Below are 18,278 nucleotides of genomic sequence, written 5' to 3'. Positions count from 1 at the left end.
GGTCAGCCGACCAGCGCGGCCGGCAGCGGACGGGTGTGCAGGATGTCCAATCGGGACACCGCGCGGGTGAGGACCACGTAGAGGCGGTGTGTGCCACGGGGTTCGGCGTCCACGATCTCCGCCGGCTCGACCGCGATCACGTGGTCGTACTCCAGTCCCTTGGCCAGCGTCGCGGGCAGCACGGTGACCCGCGCCGTGCCGGCGTCGGGCCGGTCGATGGTCGTACTGGCGATGCCCGCGTGGTGCAGGGCGGCGGTCAGGGCCGGTGCCCGCCGGTCGGTGCAGATGACGGCGATCGAGCCGGGCTGGCGCAGGGCGGCGGTCACCGCCGCGACCGTGGCCGGATCCACGTCGACCACCGGGTCGACCCGCAACTCGCCGTCGTGCCGCAACGACCGGGTCGGCGGTACGTCGACCGCCAGCGTCGCCAGCAGCCGGTTGCTCAGCTCGACCACGCTCGCCGGCACCCGGAATCCGACGGTCAGCGGCACGATCGACGCGTCCGGTTTGCCGAGGTGGGCCATCTGTTCGTCCCAGGACCGGGTCGCCCAGTCGCTGGTGGCCTGGGCCAGGTCACCGAGGACGGTCAGGCTGCCGTTCGTGCTGCGGCGGGCAACTGCCCGGCACTGCATCGGGGAGAGGTCCTGTGCCTCGTCGACCACGATGTGCCCGTACCCGGTTGGGCGTTCGATCAGGCCGGCGACCTCGTCGACGAGGAGGAGGTCGGCGGCGGACCAGCGGGCCCGTTTTGCCGTACGCGGCACGGTCCACCGGATCGCCGCCCGCTCCCGCGCGTCGAGTACGCCGTCCGCCGCGCCCGCGAGCAGGTCCGGATCGCCGAGCAGTTCGGCGACCAGCTCCTCCGGGCGTACGGCCGGCCAGATCCCGGCGAGCAGTTCGTTGACCGGACGGCAGCGGCTCATCCGGCGTACCCAACCGGGGCCGGGTGCTTCCCGGGTTTCGGCGTGCCGTTGCAGCCGCCCCACGATCCGGGTGCGCAGCCGTTCCCGGCCCAGCCCGTACGGGAGGTCCGCCTGTCGTATTTCGTGCAGGATCCGGCGCAGCGCCTCGGCCGACACCCGCCAACGGTACGAACCGTCCGGTACGACCAGCGCCTCCTCCGGCGCACGGATCCGGGAGTACAGGGCGCGGCGGAGCACTTCTGCCATCCGTACGTCGTGTTTCACCGCCGCGGCCTCGGCCGTGTCGACGGCCTGGACCGGGTGTCGGTCGACGAGTTCGTCCACGGTGTGCTGGGCGATGTCGACCTCGCCGAGGGCCGGCAGCACCGCCGAGATGTAGTGCAGGAAGGCCCGGTTCGGTCCGAGGATCAGTACGCCGGTGCGTTTGAGCTGCCGTGGGTAGGTGTAGAGCAGGTACGCGGCCCGGTGCAGCCCGACCGCCGTCTTCCCGGTCCCCGGCGCGCCCTGTACGCAGACCGATTCGTGCAGTTCGGCGCGGACCAGGGTGTCCTGTTCGGGTTGGATGGTGGCGACGATGTCGCGCATCGGCCCGATCCGTGGGCGTTCGATCTCGGCGGTGACCAGGCGACTCAGCCCGTCCGCGGGCTCGGTGGCGGCCAACCGTGCCGCGCTGGTGGTGAGTGGCTCGTCCTCGAAGCCGGTGAGTTGGGCCGGGCCGTCCGGCACCCGGTGCCAGCCGAAGCGGCGCCGTACCGCGACTCCCTCGGGTTCGCCGCGGCTGGCCCGGTAGAAGGCGCGGGAGACCGGCGCCCGCCAGTCGAGGACCCGGGGCAGGCCGGCGGGGTCGGTGATGTGGCGGCGGCCGATGTAGTAGCGCTCGCCCCGGTGGTCGCCGGCAGCCGGGGTGTCGCCGAAGTCGAGCCGGCCGAAGTAGAGCGGGCTGTCGGGTTCCTCGGCCAGCGCCTTGGCCTGGCTGCGCAGCATCCGGCCGAGGGTCTCGGCGGTGTAGCGGTCACCGGCGATCGCCGCGCCGGTGGCCACCCGGTACCGAGCGGTGTCGATCATCCGGGTCAGTGCCGCCCGCGACTCGGCCAGGTACGCCTGCTCCCGCGCCAGCTCGGCGTCGAGGGGCTGCTCCGTTCCGACCTCCCGTTCCGACAGATCGATCTTTCGCCCCGAGAGATCGGCAACCACGACGCCTCCTCGCTCCGAACCCCACCGAACCGAACCCGTCAAAAACTTAACCGAGTAAAGCATACAACCCGGTTAAGTTTTTGACTCGGTTAGGTGGCGGTATCCTGGACCCGTGAACGAGCCGGGTGGACTGCGCGAGCGCAAGCGGGAACGGACGCACCAGGCCATCTCGGCGGCGGCGATCACGCTCTTCCTCGACCGTGGCTTCGACCAGGTCTCGGTGGCGGACATCGCGGCGGCGGCGGAGGTCTCCAAGCCGACCCTGTTCAAGTACTTCGCCAGCAAGGAGGAGCTGGCCCTGCACCGGATCGCGGACCACCGGGAGGAGGCGGCGACCGTGGTCCGGCAACGCGCGACGGGGCAGGGCCCGCTGGCCGCGCTGCACCGGCACTTCCTCGACGGACTACGGGACCGCGACCCGGTCACCGGCCTCAACGACCATCCCCGGGTGCTCGCGTACCACCGGATGATCTTCGCGACGCCGAGTCTGCGGGCGGCCCGGTTGCAGTACACCGAGCACGACGAGCAGGCGTTGGCCGAGGCGCTCGACGAATACCGTGGAGCGGCGGGGCCGAGCGGGATCACCGCCGGGCTCGCCGCCGGGCAGCTCATCGCCGTACAACGGGTCCTGGCCCGGGAGAACTGGCGCCGGCTGGTCGACGGTCGCTCCGCCGACCAGCAGTACGACGACGCCGTGGCCGCCGCCGACCACGCCTTCGACCTGCTCCGCCGCGCCTACGGGGAGTACTACGGGTGAGGGTTCGGCTCAGGCCGAGGGCGTCTCGCGCATCGGCTTGAGCGCCAGCGCCCACCGGGCCAGCTCGTCGAGCAGGGCGGTCGCCTGGTTCTCCATCTGCTCGGTCGGCCGGATCTCGGTCCCGTCCTCGGAGCGCAGCGCCATCACGAACGGGATCATCACGGACTCGTTCAGCGGGACCATCTTCAGCGACAGCAGCACCGGCTTGAGCTGCTGCTGCGCTCGGGTGCCGGCCGCGACCCCGCCGTAGCTGACCAGGCCGATCGGCTTGTACTGCCACTCGTTGTGCAGGTAGTCGATGGCGTTCTTCAGCGGCGCGGTGTAGCCGTAGTTGTACTCCGGCATCACCAGGACGTACGCGTCCCCGGCGTCGATCTTCGCGCTCCAGTCCAGCGCGTGCTGGCCCTCGTACTGGCGCATCCGGGGGTGGTTCGGCTCGTCCATCATCGGCAGGTTCCACTCGGCCAGGTCGATCAGTTCCACGTCGAAGGCGCCGTGCTTGGTCGCGCGGTCGAAGAACCACTCGCCGACCGGCAGGCCGATCCGGCCGGGGCGGGTGCTGGCGATGATGACGTGCAGCTTCGGCATGGCCGCGTACGTCCCCTCTGACGGTGCGGTACGAACTACCTGGCCGGATCAGCGTCTCATGGCCGGGACGTGCCGGATCCGGGGGAGTCGGTCAGTCGAAGAAGCGGGCCAGGTGGCTGCTCGTTGGCTCCGGGTCGCCCGGCTCCAGCGGGGTCATGTCGGCGAAGATCGACGCACCGTCGCACCCGGCGTGCAGCGGGTACCAGCGCGGGGTCCCCGGTGGGCGGGAACAGATCCCCTTGATCGTCTGTACGTCCAACAGCCGTACGTGGGTCGGGTCGGCGACCGCGTTCACATGCCCCCACCAGGGGCTCATGATGTGCAGGGTGCCGCCCGGCCGGAGCACCCGGTGGCACTCGTCGACCAGGGACAGGAAGTCGATCAGGTGCTCCAGGATGTGCACCGTGAAGATCACGTCGACCGAGTTGTCGGCGAGCGGCAGCGCACCGGACAGGTCCGCCTGGGCGTCCACCCCGTCCGCCCGACGCAGGTCCAGGCCGAGGTTCTCCGGATACTGCTTCGCCGCGCCGCACCCCAGGTCCATCACGACCGGTTCCCGGCCACCGACCCGGATCCGGGACCAGACCGCGAGGACTCCGTCGAACCGCCCGATCAACTGCCGGACCAGGCGCAGTTGAGCCAGGTCGGCGACCTCGCCGGTCAGGTGCGCCACCCCCCGGTCGAAGCGGACGTCGACCTCCACCCCGCGCAGCCGGGCATCGTGTCGCGCCAGATCGGCGCAGGCCTCGGCGAGAAAACCGTCGACCTCGCGGAGCCGCTCGCCGGAGGACGCCGTACGCGCCAACGAGACCATGGGCCCACCTCCCGGCCCGGCCTACCCACGAACGGCACACCCATGCCTGCCGCGCCGGAGCAGTTCCCGAGGCGGCTCGGCAGGGCAGACAGTTGTCAGCGGGGCGAGGGGCGGCGGCCGAGCCGGGTGGCCCGGATCCGCTGCCGGGGCGGAGCCGCCGGGAGCACCCGTTTCAGGTGGTAGCGGTGCAGCTCAGCGGTGCCCTCCATCGAGCTGTCGTCGGTGACCGCGACCAGGTCCCAGCCCTGCAGACCGGCCCGGTTCAGATGCTCCAGGGCGGTCTCCCCGTACGCGGAGACGTCCAGCATCGAGCCGTCCGGGCCGTACCAGGTGTAGATGAGTTCCCAACCGGTGTCCTCTAGCCGGGCCTGCCGGCGCCGCACGAGCAAGGCGTACTCGAACTGGACCATGGGCTCATTGTCGTCTATCCCGGCCGGTCGGCAAGGGGAAGGCGGCGGCGACCCGCCGGGCCGGTCAGCGCTCGGTGACCCGGCCGGCGTCGACCTCGATGTGCCGGGTGGTCCGGACCGCTTCAAGCATCCGGCGGTCGTGCGTGACCAGCAACAAAGTGCCCGGGTACGCGTCCAGCGCCGACTCGAGCTGCTCGATCGCGGTGAGGTCGAGGTGGTTGGTCGGCTCGTCCAGCACCAGCAGGTTCACCCCGCGCGCCTGGAGCAGGGCGAGCGCCGCCCGGGTCCGCTCACCGGGGGACAGGGTCGCCGCCGGGCGGAGTACGTGCCCGGCGCGCAGCCCGAACTTCGCCAGCAGGGTCCGTACGTCGGCCGGTGCCAGTTCCGGTACGGCGGCGCCGAACGCGTCCACCAGGGGTTGGTCGCCGAGGAAGAGCCCACGGGCCTGGTCGACCTCGCCGACCACCACCCCCGGCCCGAGGGAGGCGTGCCCGGCGGTCAGCGGCAGTCGCCCCAGCAGGGCGGCGAGCAGGGTCGACTTGCCGGCACCGTTCGCCCCGGTGATCGCCACCTTCTCCGCCCAACCGATCTGGAGGTCGACCGGCCCGAGGGTGAACCCGCCCCGGTCCACCACCGCGCCGCGCAGTGCGGCGACGACCGTACCGGCGCGGGGTGCGGCGGCGATCTCCATCCGCAGCTCCCACTCCTTGCGGGGCTCCTCGACCACGTCCAGGCGCTCGATCAGCTTCTCGGTCTGCCGGGCCTTCGCCGCCTGCTTCTCGCTCGTCTCGCCCCGCATGTGCTTGGCGATCTTGTCGTTGTCCGGGGCCTTGCGGCGGGCGTTGCGTACGCCCTTCTCCATCCAGGCCCGCTGGGTACGCGCCCGCGCCTCCAGCCCGGCGCGGGTGTCGGCGTACTCCTCGTAGTCGGCGCGGGCGTGCCGGCGGGCCACCTCCCGCTCCTCGAGGTATGCGGCGTAACCGCCACCGAAGAGCCGTACCTGCTGCTGGACCAGGTCCAGTTCCAGTACGGCGGTGACGGTCCGGGTGAGGAACTCCCGGTCGTGACTGACCAGGACGGTGCCGGCCCGCAGACCGGTGACGAACCGTTCGAGCCGGTCCAGACCGGCCAGGTCGAGATCGTTGGTCGGCTCGTCGAGCAGGAAGATGTCGTACCGGCTGAGCAGCAGCGAGGCCATCCCCGCACGGGCCGCCTGGCCACCGGAGAGGGTGGTCATCGGGGCGTCCAGGTCGACGGTGAGCCCGAGTTCGGCGGCCACCTGTTCGGCGCGCTCGTCGAGGTCCGCGCCGCCGAGCGCGAGCCACCGTTCGAGCGCGGTCCCGTACGCGTCGTCGGCGCCCGGTGCTCCGACGGTGAGCGCCTCGGTGGCCTCGTCCAGGGCGGCCTGCGCCGCGGTGACCCCGGTACGCCGGGCCAGGAAGTCCCGGACGGCCTCGCCCGGTCGACGTTCCGGCTCCTGCGGCAGGTGCCCGACGTTGGCTCCGGGCGGGTTGAGCTGCACCGTCCCCTGTTCCGGCGGCTGGAGCCCGGCGAGGGTACGCAGCAGGGTGGACTTGCCGGCGCCGTTCACCCCGACCAGCCCGATCACGTCACCCGGGGCGACGACCAGGTCCAGCCCGGTGAACAGGACACGGTCCCCGTGTCCGGCGGTCAGGTCCTTGGCGATCAGCGTGGCACTCATGAGACCGCCGATGTTATCCGGCCGCCTGCCATGAACGCCGGGGATATCCGGCCGGGGAACGCCCCGTCGGCGGGTCGGGTCGATCCATCCGGCCGGCCGGGAGGCGGGCCGGGGTGGTGGCGGGGCAGACTGGGCCGGTGGCGACCACTCTCGCGATCGACTGCGGTGGCGGCGGGCTGAAGGCGTCGGTGCTGGACGAGGCGGGGACGATGCGGGCCCGGCCGATCCGGGTACCGACCCCGTACCCGTTGCCGCCCTCGCTTTTTGTCAAGACCCTGGTGGACCTCGGCGGCCAGCTCCCGGGCGCGGACCGGGTCACCGTCGGCATGCCGGGCATGCTGCGTCACGGCGTGGTGGTGGCGACCCCGCACTACGTCACCCGCGCCGGCCCCCGCACGAAACCGGACCCGGACCTGATCGCCGAGTGGTCCGGGTTCGATGCCCGTACCGCGCTCACCGACGCGTTCGGCCTGCCGGTGCTGGTGCTCAACGACGCCGAGGTGCACGGCGCCGGGGTGGTCGCCGGGACCGGCTCGGAGCTGGTCCTCACCCTCGGCACCGGGCTGGGCTGCGCGCTGTTCGACGGCGGGGCGCTCGCCCCGCACCTGGAGCTGTCCCAGGCGCCGGTGCGGTGGGGGATGAGCTACGACACCTACATCGGGGAGCACGAACGCCGCCGGCTGGGCGACGGGTTCTGGTCCCGCCGGGTACGCGGGGTCGTCGAGGGACTCCGCCCGGTCTTCCACTGGGACCGGCTCTACCTCGGCGGCGGGAACTCGCGCCTGCTCCGCCCGGAGCAACTCGCCCGGATGGGCGATGACGTGGTGGTCGTACCGAATACGGCGGGGATTCTCGGTGGTGTCCGGGCCTGGTCGATTTCGGCCGGCTGATCCGGGGCGGGACGGGGCCGGGGAACAACGGCTGCGGGAACAGTCGCCATTCGTCCGGTGTTGTGTCAGCGTCAGTGGGGACTGGTTGGTACGGGACGAGGGGGTTGGTCTAGTGGATCTTCTGGCTGAGTACCGGCGGGCGACCATGTTCTTCGAGACCGGGGATCCGACCGGGGCGGCCCGGTTGCTGGAGCCGATCGTCGAGGCCGAGCCCACGAACGCGTCCGTACGCCAGCTCCTGGCTCGCGCGTACTTCCAGTCGGCCCAGTTGGGCCGGGCCGAGGAGCAGTTGCGGGTGCTGGTCGACCGCGACCCGAGTGACCACTACGCGCACCACGTGCTCGGCCGGACCCTGGAGCGGGTCGGGCGGGCCCCGGAGGCGCTGCGGCACCTGCGGATCGCGGCGGCGATGCACTCGGAGAACGACGACTACCAGACCGCGTTGCGGCGGGTGGAGACGAAGGTCGGCGGTGCCCGCTGAGCTGGCCCGCCTACGATGGGTGCCCATCCGGCTGACCGGCCGGTGGGCGGCGACGAAAGCGGGCGGGCGATGAAGGCGGGCGTGCGATGAAGCTCAAGCTCGATCTGCACGACATCTTCAACCGCGGGCAGGACATCGACCGCGCGCTGCGCGGGATCATCGACGAGGCGGTGGCCAAGAAGGCCACCCTCGTCGAGATCATCCCCGGCAAGGGGTCGGGTCAGCTCAAGAAGCGAGTGCTTCGCTTTCTCGACCAGAAGGAGATCAAGCAGATCTACCACCGGGTGGAGAAGGACTCAAACAACTTCGGCCGGGTTTTTGTCCACTTCAGGTGGAAATAGGACTGTTGCGGTAAAGCGGCCAACTCACACGAGTTGGCCGCTTTTGTTTGCCTCGACGTCGAGACATTGACATGCTTGAAATGCACTGTCAATATCGCCGTAGCCCTGGGAGCGCTTCCATGACGTCGAGCGCCGTGACCCGTACACGGTGGTGAAGCGGCACCCGGCCGGAACGTGTCCTCCACCGAAAGGACCCCCGTGCGAAACCGACCACCCACCCGGCGTACCGCCCCGCTCGCGATCCTCACCGTGGCCGCCCTGGCCAGCACCGGACTGAGCAGCCCCGCCGCGTACGCGCAAGAGGCCGATCCCGGTCCGGAGCAGATCGTCAACGGCACCTTCGACGGCGGCCACGCCCCCTGGTGGGGAACCGGCAACCTCACCCTCGACAGCAGCACCGGACGGCTCTGCGCCGACGTACCCGGTGGCACGGTCAATCCGTGGGACGTCATCATCGGCCAGGACAACGTCCCGCTCGTCGCCGGTGAGACGTACGAGTTCCAGTTCTTCGGCAGTGCCACACCGGGCAAGGTCGGCAAGGCGCTGGTGCAACTGCCGGTCGACCCGTACACCCAGTATCTTTCCGCCAACCCCGAGCTGAGCGTCTCCGGCAACGACTACCGCTACACCTTCACCTCCCCGGTCGACCTGCCGAACGCACAGGTCGCCTTCCAACTCGGCGGCAGCGTCGAGCCGTGGACGGTCTGCCTGGACAACGTCTCGCTGCGCGGTGGCGCGGTTCCCGACGTGTACGTACCGGAGACCGGGCCCCGGGTCCGGGTCAACCAGGTCGGCTACCTGCCCCGAGGCCCGAAGAACGCGACCGTGGTCACCGACGCCACCGCCGCCCTGCCCTGGTCGCTGCGCAACCGGACCGGCCGGGTGGTGGCCACCGGCCGTACCACGCCGCGCGGGCTGGACGCCTCCTCCGGGCAGCGGGTGCACTCGATCGACTTCAGCCGCTACGCCGCCACCGGCACCGGTTTCACGCTCGTCGCCGACGGTGAGACCAGCCGGCCGTTCGACCTCGGCACCGACTTCTACGAGCGGCTGCGTACCGACGCGCTGAAGTTCTACTACACCCAGCGCAGCGGGGTGGAGATCCTCGACCGGCTCCGCCCCGGATACGGCCGCCCGGCCGGGCACGTCGGCCTCGCACCGAACCAGGGCGACACCGCCGTACCCTGCCAACCGGGCGTCTGTGACTACACACTGGACGTCTCCGGCGGCTGGTACGACGCCGGCGACCACGGCAAGTACGTCGTCAACGGCGGCATCTCCGTACACCAGCTCATGAGCGAGTACGAACGCTCCCGCCGCGCCGACACCGCACAGCCGTGGCACCTCGGCGACCGGACCCTCGACCTGCCGGAGAGCGGCAACCGGGTGCCGGACATCCTCGACGAGGCCCGGTGGGAACAGGAGTTCCTGCTCAGCATGCAGGTCCCGGCCGGCAAGCCGAAGGCCGGGATGGCCCACCACAAAATCCACGACGACTCCTGGACCGGGCTGCCGCTGCTGCCCCACCTCGACGACAAGCGGCGCGAACTGCACCCGCCCACCACCGCCGCCACGCTCAACCTCGCCGCCACGGCGGCACAGGCGGCGCGCGTCTTCCGCCCGTACGACAAGGGGTTCGCCGACCGCAACCTGCGCGCGGCAAAGACCGCCTGGGCCGCGGCCCGGGCGAACCCGGCGATCTACGCGGACCCGGCCGACGGCAACGGCGGCGGCGCCTACAACGACAACGACGTCAGCGACGAGTTCTACTGGGCCGCCGCCGAACTGTTCCTCACCACCGGGGCGCGCGAATACCGCGACGCGGTGCTCGCCTCCCCGCACCACACCGGTGACATCTGGCGGGACCGGGGCTTCGACTGGGGCAACACCGCCCAACTCGGCCGGCTCGACCTGGCCACGCTGCCCAGTGCCCTGCCGGACCGCAACCGGGTACGTGCCTCGGTGGTCCAGGGCGCCGACCGCTACCTGGCCACGATCGAGGCCCATCCGTACGGGGTGCCGTACGCACCGGCCGACAACCTGTGGGACTGGGGTTCCAACAACCTGATCATCAACAACGCGATCGTGCTGGCGACCGCCTTCGACCTGACCGGTCGGGACCGCTACCGCGACGGGGTGCTGGAGACGATGGACTACCTGTTCGGCCGCAACGCGCTGAACCAGTCGTACGTCACCGGCTACGGCGAGGTGGCCTCGCGCAACCAGCACAGCCGCTGGTACGCCCACCAACTCAACCCGGACCTGCCGAACCCGCCCCGGGGGACACTCTCCGGTGGCCCGAACTCGGCCATCCAGGACCCGGTGGCGCAGCAGAAACTACGCGGGTGCGCGCCGCAGTTCTGCTACCTCGACGACATCGAATCCTGGTCGACGAACGAGCTGACCATCAACTGGAACGCCCCGCTGGCCTGGATCGCCGCATTCGTCGCCGACCAGGACAGCGGCGACACCCACCCCCACCACTGAACCGGGTGCGGGGAAGGGCCCCTGCTGTCGCTGCTCGCGTAGCAGGGGCCCTTTCCGACCTCTCAGTAGGAGCCTTCCTGGCCGCTCAGTAGGAGTAGGTGTGGGCGACCGCGACCATCTCCGAGCTGTGCGAGCCGACCACGCCCACGTCGGCCGGGCGGGGCCGGAAGCCGGGCAGCCCGGACAGGTCGTCACTGGCGTCCATCGCGCGCAGCGACACCGGGCCGCCCCTGAGCGACAGCACCAGCTCGATCTCGATCCCGTCGGTCGGCGGGGCGTGGAAGACCAACCCGAACGACCACGGTCCGCCGTCGGTCACCGAAGCCACGGGTACGTCCCGTCCCGCCACCGTCGCCCGTACCACCGTTGCGGTGGAGGCGGCCACGTGCAGGCTGGCCAGGCGTACCTGCCGTTGCGGGGTCAGCCGCAGCCGCAGGGTGCGCCGGTCACCATCGGTCCGTTCGGCGAGCACGGTGAGGGCCGGGGCGGGCAGGGTGGCCGCCTGCGCCGGACCGGCGAGCATCTCGTCGTCGCCGAGCGCCGGGAAGTCCGCCTGGGTCGACACGGGGGACCGGACGTACTTGGCGGTCCAGGACTGCGGGTCGGTCTCGTGGCTGAGCCACCGGGCCGTACCGGTGTTGGTGTCGAGGGCGTACATCAGGTGGGTCGGTACCGGGTGCTCGGCGTCGAACCGGTCGACCGCCAGGCCGATGCCGGCGAGCACCAGCGCGGCCAGCGCCGCCGCGAGGGCGGGCACCGCGCCGCGCCGCCGCGCCGAGGCCCCGGGAACCACCTCCCCCGGTCCGGCGGGCTCGCTTCCGGTCGGCTGCGCCCCGGCCTGCCCTGCTTCGGAGGGCTCGTTCTCGGCCAGCTCGGTTCCGGTCGGCTGTGGGCCGGCGTGCTCCGCTTCCGTCCGCTCCTTCTCGGCCGGGGCTGTGCCGGGTGGCTGGGCGGGGAGGGCGGGGTGGAGCAGGTCGAGGACCGGGAGGGCGCCGAGGCCGAGCAGGACGGCGAAGAGCGCCGCGACCCCGCCCATCGCCATGCCCAGCGCGGGGAAGAGCAGCATGACGGTCGGCAGCAGGATCAGCACCCCGACGGCCGCACCGGCCGTCACCGCGACCACCGCCCACCGGCTGCCCGGCCGTACGGCGAGCGCCACCAGCCCGCCGGCCGCGCCGGCCAGCGCGGGCAGGGTCGCCAGGTACGCCCCACCCGGAGTGAGTACGGCGAGCAGCACCCCGAGTACGGCCAGCCAGCCGACCCCGCCGACGGCCAGTGCCGCCGCCCCGATCCGGCGACGGAACAGCGCGTACCAGCCGAGCAGTACGGCGGCGGCCAGCGCCAGCACGGCCAGCCGGTACCACACCGGCCGGTACGGGTCGAGCAGCTCGGCGTAGCCGGGGCGGATGGTGGTGATGGCCAGCCAGAGCAGTTGCGCCAGCACCGGCGCGACCACGATCGGCACCAGGGCCAGCCCGAACCCGGCGCCCATCCGGGACCAGGAGGCGTGACCCCGACGTCGGGTGGTCCAGCCGAGGAGCCCGACCGCGACGACCGCGAGCAGGGCCAGCGGCCAGGTCAGCCAGCCGGGGTAGCGGACCAGGGTGCCCGGCACCGGGAAGTAGGTGGCGTCGTTGCCGGCGCGCAGGTCGGCCAGGTCGGTGGCACCGAACTCGCGGGCCAGCGCCAGGGCGTTGTCGCCGTGCTGTTGCAGGCTGCCCCGGTCGACCCTGGCCGGGGTGTCCAGCGGGGTGTGGTAGATCGCCCCGCCGTCCAGGTAGGCGGAGTTCAGCCCGGTGAAACCGTGGTCGAGGAAGGCGGTGAAGTCGGTGTCGTTGGGCAGCAGCCGGTAGACCTCGACCGCGAACGAGGTGCCCACCGCGTGCGGTGCGGCCCGGCCGAAGACGCCGACCAGGCCGGCGTTGTCCGGCGAGGTCTCGAACATGATCACCGGCCCGGTGCTGCCGCGCGCCTCCAGGTTGAGCACCACACCGCCGTCGGCGGCGAGCGGGTGACCGGAGGCGAAGGCGGACGCGCCGCAGAGGCACGCCTCCTCGGCGTCGGTGAGGACGAACACGATGTCGTTGCGGGGGCGGGGACCGGTGCTCAGCGCGCGGGCCACCTCCAGGATGGCCGAGGTGCCGACCGCGTCGTCGTTCCCGCCCGGCCCGGACTGGACCGAGTCGTAGTGGGCGACCAGGAAGACCCGACCGGTCGGGTCGGTTCCGGGGATCCGGGCCACCACGTTGCGTACCCGGGCCAGGGTGGCGCCGCCGGCCGCGCCGCTGAGCTGACCGGCCTCCTCGGCCACCGTGTCCTGGACCTGGGTCGACAGGCCGAGGTCGCGCAGGGTGCTTTCGAGGTAGGCCCGGACCTGGTCGTTCGCGGGGCTCCCGGCGACGTGCGTACGGGCCCCGACGACCTCCAGGTGTTCGGCGGCCCGACCGGCGCTGAACTGTCCGGCGGGGGAGTCGGTGCCGACCGGCGCGGGGGTACGCAGGTCGAGCAGTGCGGCGGCGCCGATGGCGACCAGTACGGCCAGCGCGGCGGCTGCGGTCAGCCCGCGCCGGGTACGCCGCGCAGTCGGGGGTGGAGCGTGTTCGAGTGGTGACTCAACGGATGTGGCCACGTGTTTCTCCTGGGGGAAGGGGGGTCTTCCTGGGCCTCGGTGAATATTGTTACCGGTGCGTAGGGGCGGCCCCATCCTGCCCGCTCCCGGGCCTCGGTGGGCGACTGCCGCCGGGGACCGGTTGTCGCATAGCGTGGAGGTATGACCGCGGTGCATGAGCCTGATCCGATCGACCTGCTGCGGCAGTTCGTCGAGCGGGTGTCGCCGTACGACCCCGACCCGGCGGGTGCCCCGATCGCCTCGATCGAGCTGCGGCACCGCCACGCCGTCGAGCGCTTCCCGCTCACCCCGCACCTGGTCCGGGCGCTCGGCGCCGCCCTGGCCGGCTACCGTGATCCGGGTGACCGGGGCCGCTGCGGGCAGTGTGGCGGACGGCGGCTCGACGACAACCTGCACTGCGTCGACTGCGGTCGGCTGCACGGGGTGCTCGGCGAGGTGATCGCCGCCCGCGCCGAGCGCCTGGCACGTGGTGGGAGCGCGACCGGCGGGCCGGTCGGATGAGCGGAGGACCGGCGCGGGTGACCGCGTTCCCCGTGTTGTGTGGCAGCGTTGGGTGGTACAGGATCAGCAGGTTGACCGCGAAGGAGCCGGAGATCAGTATCGAGGACCCCCGATCCGGGGCCGGTCCGCGGTGGTACGGAGTACCAGCATGACCGGTTCCTCCGTGGTGCCCCAACGGACCTACCCGCACGGCGGGTTCGGCCGGCACCCCAACCTGCCCGCGGGCGAGCGGCTGCGGGTGCTGCTGGTCGAGGACGACGAGGGCGACGCCTTCCTGGTCGGCGAGCTGCTCGCCGAGACCCAGTCGGCGATCGAGCTGCTGGTGGCGACGAGCCTCAACCAGGCCAAGCAGCAGATCGCCGGCGTCGACTGCGTACTGCTCGACCTCGGCCTGCCGGACGCCGAGGGGCTGGACGGGCTCCGTCAGGTCCTCGCCATGTCCACCGGTGCGGCGGTCTGCGTACTCACCGGCCGGCAGGACGAGCGGCTCGGTGTCGACGCGGTGGCCGAGGGCGCCCAGGACTACCTGGTCAAGGGGCAGGTCGACGGGGTCCTGCTGTCCCGGGCACTGCGGTACGCGGTCGAGCGCAAGCGGGCCGACGAGAACGCCCGGCGGCTGCGCGAGGTGGAGCTGCGCCAGGCGGAGTCCGCCCGGCTGGAGCGCGGCCTGCTGCCGCAGCCGCTGATGGACACCGACCAGGTCGAGGTGCACACCTTCTACCGGCCGGGCCGACACGCCGCCCTGATCGGCGGCGACTTCTACGACGTGGTGCAGACCACCCCGAACCGGGTCGACCTGATTGTCGGCGACGTCTGCGGGCACGGGGTGGACGAGGCGGCGCTCGGCGTCGAGCTGCGGGTCGCCTGGCGCGCCCTGGTGCTCGCCCGGGTGCCGGACGACGAGGTGCTGCCCGCACTGGAACAGGTGCTGATGAGTGAGCGCCGGCTCCGCGAGATCTTCGCGACGGTGGCCACCGTACGGCTCGACCTGGCGGCGAACCGGGCCACCTTCCGGCTCGCCGGGCATCCGCCCCCGCTGCTGCTCTCCGGTGGACGGGTCGCCCCCGTCCAGGTACCCGGCAGCCTGCTGCTCGGGGTCCGGCCCCGCCCGCCGATCGCGTTCGATCTGGCTTTCGACACCGAGGACTGGTCCTTGCTGCTCTACACCGATGGATTGATCGAGGGGCGGGTCGGCGAGGGGCCGGACCGGCTCGACGTACCGGGGCTGCGTGAACTGGTCGCCGACCCGGCGGGGCGGGACGTGCCGCTGGCCGACCTGCCCGGTTGGCTGGTCAGCCGGGCCGAGGAGCTCAACGGTGGGCCGCTTGCCGACGACGTGGCGATGCTGCTGGTCAGCCGGGGCGGTGGTCGGTGATGGAGATGGGGATGACCACCACGCGTTCGCAGGGGCGGCCGTACGGCTGGAGCCTGCGCCGCCGGGTCACCGCGCTCTGTGTGGTGGTGGGCTCGGTGCTGGCCCTGCTCGCCGTCGGCGAGGCAGTGGTGGCGAACGCGAACCGGAATCACCTGGACACCCTGCTGACCAAGACCGGCCCGCTGCGTACGGACGCGGAGTCGCTGCCGACCGCGCTGGTCAACCAGGAGACCGCCGTACGGGGCTACGCGGTCAGCGGTGACCGGGCGGACCTGGCGCCGTACGAGAACGGGCTCCAGCAGGAGGGCGTCCTGATCGCCCGGATGGACGCGCTGCTGGACGACCAGCCGGAGATCCGCCGGCAACTGCACGTGGTCCGGGACCAGGCGGCCCAGTGGCGTACGGACGTGGCCCTGCCGATCGTGAACGCGACCGCCAGCGGTGGCCCGACCGCCGGGCAGGCACTGGTCAACGAGCGGGGACGGCAGCAGTTCGACACCCTGCGGGCCTCGACCGACCGGTTGCAGGACCTGATCCTCGACCTGCGCAACGAGGTCGCCGTCAAGGCGCGCAAGACCGGTAACACCCTGGTCCTGCTGCTGATCCTGGCCGCGGTGGTGGTGATCCTTGCCGGGGTGGCGCTACTGGTGTCGCTGAACCGTACGGTCATTGGTCCGGTGACCCGTCTGGCCGAGCAGGTGCGCGCGGTCGCCCAGGGCGACTACCAGCGCGACATCGAGCAGACGGGTCCACCCGAGCTGGCCCTGCTCGCCGCCGACGTGGACGCGATGCGCCGCAAGATCGCCGCCGACCTGGCCGAGGTACGCGAGGCGCGTACCCGGATCGAGTGGGTCAACAGCCAGTTGCAGAAGCAGGCCGAGGAGCTGGTCCGGTCCAACCGTGACCTGGAACAGTTCGCGTACGTCGCCTCGCACGACCTCCAGGAGCCGCTGCGCAAGGTGGCGAGCTTCTGCCAGCTCCTGCAACGCCGGTACGCCGGACAGCTCGACGAGCGCGCCGACCAGTACATCGCGTTCGCGGTGGACGGCGCCCAGCGGATGCAGCGGCTGATCAACGATCTGCTCGCCTTCTCCCGGATCGGTCGGCTCACCACGGGTTTTGTCGAGGTGGACCTGAACCAGGTGATGGGCGACGTCGCCGGGCAGACCGAGGCGGCCCGCCAGTACGCCGGTGGCGAGCTGACCTGGTCCGACCTGCCGGTGGTGCTGGGCGAGGAGCCGCTGCTGACGAACCTGCTGGCGAACCTGGTCAGCAACTCGTTCAAGTTCCGCCGCCCGGACGTCCCGCCGAAGGTACGGATCTCGGCCCGCCGGGTCGACAACGAGTGGGAGATCAGCTGCGAGGACAACGGCATCGGGATCGAGGCCGAGTTCGTCGACAAGATCTTCGTGATCTTCCAGCGGTTGCACTCGAAGGACGCGTACCCGGGCACCGGGATCGGGCTGGCGATCGTGAAGAAGATCGTCGAGTACCACGGCGGGCGGATCTGGGTGGACCTCGACGCCGTCGAGGGGACCATCATCCGGTTCACCCTGCCGGTGACCGTGGAAGCCGAGCCGGCGGAGCTGGCCGCCGCGCCGGCCGTACCGGAGCAGTCCGGTGGCCCGGACGAGCGGTCGGACGCGGAAGCGACCGGGCAGCGGCCTGCCGACGGGAACGACAACAATTCGAGTGGGCCGGGTGGCCCGGCGGCCGGTGGGTCGGACGGACCGAAGACCGGCGAGATAAAGGAGATCGTGGCATGACGGCACCGCCGGACGGCAAGAGTCCGATCGAGGTTCTCCTGGTCGAGGATGATCCCGGCGACGTGCTCATGACGCAGGAGGCGTTCGAGGAGCACAAGCTGCGCAACCGGCTGACCGTGGTCTCCGACGGTGCGGAGGCGCTCGCCTACCTGCGGCGCGAGGGCCAGTACGCGGACGCGACGTCGCCGGACCTGATCCTGCTCGACCTCAACCTGCCCCGCCGCGACGGGCGCGAGGTGCTGCGCGAGATCAAGAACGACGAACAGCTCTGCCGGATCCCGGTGGTGGTGCTGACCACCTCCCAGGCCGACGAGGACATCCTGCGCAGCTACCAGTTGCACGCGAACGCGTACGTGACCAAGCCGGTCGACTTCGAGCGGTTCATCACGGTGGTCCGGCAGATCGACGAGTTCTTCGTCAGCGTGGTGAAGCTCCCGCCGCGGGGCTGACGCCATGATCGAAGAAGTGGGGGCGTTGCTCAGGACCGTCGCGGCCGATGTCATCCTGCCGCTCTTCGGGCACCTGGGACGCGACGACGTGTCCGAGAAGGCTCCGGGCGAGCTGGTCACGGTCGCCGACCGGCGGGCCGAGCTGATCCTCGCCGAGGGACTGCTCCGGCTGCTGCCCGGCTCCGTCGTGGTCGGCGAGGAGGGCGTCGCCGCCGAGCCCGCGCTCCTGGACCACCTGCACCGTACGACCCCGGTCTGGCTGGTCGACCCGATCGACGGTACGGCCAACTACGCCGCCGGGCGGGAGCCGTTCGCGGTCATGGTGGCGCTGATCGAGGCGGGCGTGAGTCGGGCGAGTTGGATCCTCGACCCGATCTCGGACCGGCTGCTGACCGCCGAGGCGGGGCGGGGGACGTACCTCGACGGGGTGGCGGTGCGGCCGGCGGTCGACCGGCCGGCGACGGCCCTGCGCGGCGCGGTGATGACCCGGTTCCTGCCCCCGGCCTGGCGGGCCTCGGTGGAGGCCGGCGCACACCGGCTCGGTACGGTCCTGCCCGGACTGCACTGCGCCGGCCGCGAGTACGCGGACATCCTCACCGGCGACCAGCAGTTCGCGTTCTTCTGGCGCACCCTGCCGTGGGACCACGCTCCCGGGGTGATGCTGCTGCGGGAGGCGGGCGGGGTGGCGCGACGGCTCGACGGGACGCCGTACGACCCGGCCGACGACCGGTTCGGCTTGCTCGTCGCCGCCGACGAACGAATCTGGCACACGGTACGGGAAACGCTCGTTCCGACCCTGTGATCGGAACGCTTCGGTGTGAGCACTGATACACAGAGTGAATGCCGTGTTTCACTCACCGACGACGATGCGATGTGGTAGACGCGCAGGGCCGACAGCGCGTCCGTGGTCCGGTAGTGTGACCCCCGGTCTCCCGCCCGGAGGCGCCGCATCCGGCGCCGGCGGTGGCCGC

General features: G+C 71.7%; 16 protein-coding genes. 10 read left to right on the top strand and 6 right to left on the bottom strand.

The genetic code is table 11. The features are described from left to right. Window positions 1-2: 2 nt before the first annotated feature. Window positions 3-2,117 (bottom strand): HelD family protein, encoded by a 2,115-nt coding sequence (locus tag OIE47_RS09950; RefSeq protein ID WP_442792071.1) that lies wholly within the window; start codon window positions 2,115-2,117, stop codon window positions 3-5. 112 nt (window positions 2,118-2,229) lie between these two features. Here OIE47_RS09950 and OIE47_RS09945 point away from each other — a divergent pair, with 112 nt between their 5' ends. Beyond that, complete coding sequence (locus OIE47_RS09945) at window positions 2,230-2,874, top strand: TetR/AcrR family transcriptional regulator (protein ID WP_326561204.1); 645 nt, start codon at window positions 2,230-2,232, stop codon at window positions 2,872-2,874. Window positions 2,875-2,883: 9 nt separating this feature from the next. On the opposite strand, the gene OIE47_RS09940 is transcribed toward OIE47_RS09945, so the two are convergent. From OIE47_RS09940 to OIE47_RS09925, 4 genes are all read right to left on the bottom strand, one after another. Further along, window positions 2,884-3,462: an NADPH-dependent FMN reductase gene (locus OIE47_RS09940; protein WP_326561203.1), complete on the bottom strand. Its 579-nt coding sequence runs from the start codon at window positions 3,460-3,462 to the stop codon at window positions 2,884-2,886. A gap of 91 nt (window positions 3,463-3,553) precedes the next feature. Then, window positions 3,554-4,276: a methyltransferase domain-containing protein gene (locus tag OIE47_RS09935; RefSeq protein WP_326561202.1), complete on the bottom strand. Its 723-nt coding sequence runs from the start codon at window positions 4,274-4,276 to the stop codon at window positions 3,554-3,556. Between the two features lie 95 nt (window positions 4,277-4,371). Next, the gene (locus OIE47_RS09930; protein ID WP_326561201.1) at window positions 4,372-4,686 is read right to left on the bottom strand and encodes a hypothetical protein; all 315 of its coding nucleotides are present in this window, start codon (window positions 4,684-4,686) and stop codon (window positions 4,372-4,374) included. 64 nt (window positions 4,687-4,750) lie between these two features. After that, window positions 4,751-6,388, bottom strand: a complete 1,638-nt coding sequence (locus tag OIE47_RS09925; protein ID WP_326561200.1) for an ABC-F family ATP-binding cassette domain-containing protein — start codon at window positions 6,386-6,388, stop codon at window positions 4,751-4,753. Between the two features lie 137 nt (window positions 6,389-6,525). Between OIE47_RS09925 and OIE47_RS09920 the strand changes: the two genes are divergently transcribed. From OIE47_RS09920 to OIE47_RS09905, 4 genes are all read left to right on the top strand, one after another. Beyond that, window positions 6,526-7,278: an ROK family protein gene (locus tag OIE47_RS09920; RefSeq protein WP_326561199.1), complete on the top strand. Its 753-nt coding sequence runs from the start codon at window positions 6,526-6,528 to the stop codon at window positions 7,276-7,278. A 112-nt stretch (window positions 7,279-7,390) separates the two neighbouring features. Further along, window positions 7,391-7,759 carry a tetratricopeptide repeat protein gene (locus OIE47_RS09915; RefSeq protein ID WP_326561198.1) on the top strand — a complete coding sequence of 123 codons (369 nt, stop codon included), beginning with the start codon at window positions 7,391-7,393 and terminating at the stop codon, window positions 7,757-7,759. 86 nt (window positions 7,760-7,845) lie between these two features. After that, window positions 7,846-8,100 (top strand): Smr/MutS family protein, encoded by a 255-nt coding sequence (locus OIE47_RS09910; RefSeq protein ID WP_326561197.1) that lies wholly within the window; start codon window positions 7,846-7,848, stop codon window positions 8,098-8,100. A gap of 198 nt (window positions 8,101-8,298) precedes the next feature. Next, on the top strand, window positions 8,299-10,587 hold the full coding sequence (locus OIE47_RS09905) for a glycoside hydrolase family 9 protein (protein ID WP_326561196.1): 2,289 nt from the start codon (window positions 8,299-8,301) through the stop codon (window positions 10,585-10,587). 85 nt (window positions 10,588-10,672) lie between these two features. Here the strand turns inward: OIE47_RS09905 and OIE47_RS09900 are convergent, their stop codons facing one another. Beyond that, window positions 10,673-13,216 (bottom strand): M28 family peptidase, encoded by a 2,544-nt coding sequence (locus tag OIE47_RS09900; protein WP_326561195.1) that lies wholly within the window; start codon window positions 13,214-13,216, stop codon window positions 10,673-10,675. 141 nt (window positions 13,217-13,357) lie between these two features. Here OIE47_RS09900 and OIE47_RS09895 point away from each other — a divergent pair, with 141 nt between their 5' ends. The 5 genes from OIE47_RS09895 to OIE47_RS09875 all read left to right on the top strand — a co-directional run bounded on the left by OIE47_RS09895 (window position 13,358) and on the right by OIE47_RS09875 (window position 18,109). Then, window positions 13,358-13,717, top strand: coding sequence for a hypothetical protein (locus OIE47_RS09895; RefSeq protein ID WP_326561194.1), 360 nt, complete (start codon window positions 13,358-13,360; stop codon window positions 13,715-13,717). 148 nt (window positions 13,718-13,865) lie between these two features. Beyond that, window positions 13,866-15,092, top strand: a complete 1,227-nt coding sequence (locus OIE47_RS09890) for a PP2C family protein-serine/threonine phosphatase (RefSeq protein WP_326561193.1) — start codon at window positions 13,866-13,868, stop codon at window positions 15,090-15,092. 11 nt (window positions 15,093-15,103) lie between these two features. Continuing rightward, entirely contained in the window at window positions 15,104-16,858 is a 1,755-nt protein-coding gene (locus OIE47_RS09885; protein WP_326561192.1) for a sensor histidine kinase, read from the top strand. Beyond that, window positions 16,855-17,307 carry a response regulator gene (locus tag OIE47_RS09880; RefSeq protein WP_326561191.1) on the top strand — a complete coding sequence of 151 codons (453 nt, stop codon included), beginning with the start codon at window positions 16,855-16,857 and terminating at the stop codon, window positions 17,305-17,307. Before OIE47_RS09885 ends, OIE47_RS09880 begins: the two co-directional genes overlap by 4 nt. A gap of 4 nt (window positions 17,308-17,311) precedes the next feature. Beyond that, window positions 17,312-18,109 (top strand): inositol monophosphatase family protein, encoded by a 798-nt coding sequence (locus tag OIE47_RS09875; RefSeq protein WP_326561190.1) that lies wholly within the window; start codon window positions 17,312-17,314, stop codon window positions 18,107-18,109. The last annotated feature ends 169 nt before the right edge of the window (window positions 18,110-18,278 follow it).

The organism is Micromonospora sp. NBC_01796 (genome assembly GCF_035917455.1).
Classification (GTDB): Bacteria; Actinomycetota; Actinomycetes; order Mycobacteriales; family Micromonosporaceae; genus Micromonospora_G.
The sequence above is the reverse complement of the archived record's forward strand: the minus strand, read 5'-3'. Positions and strand labels throughout refer to the sequence as shown.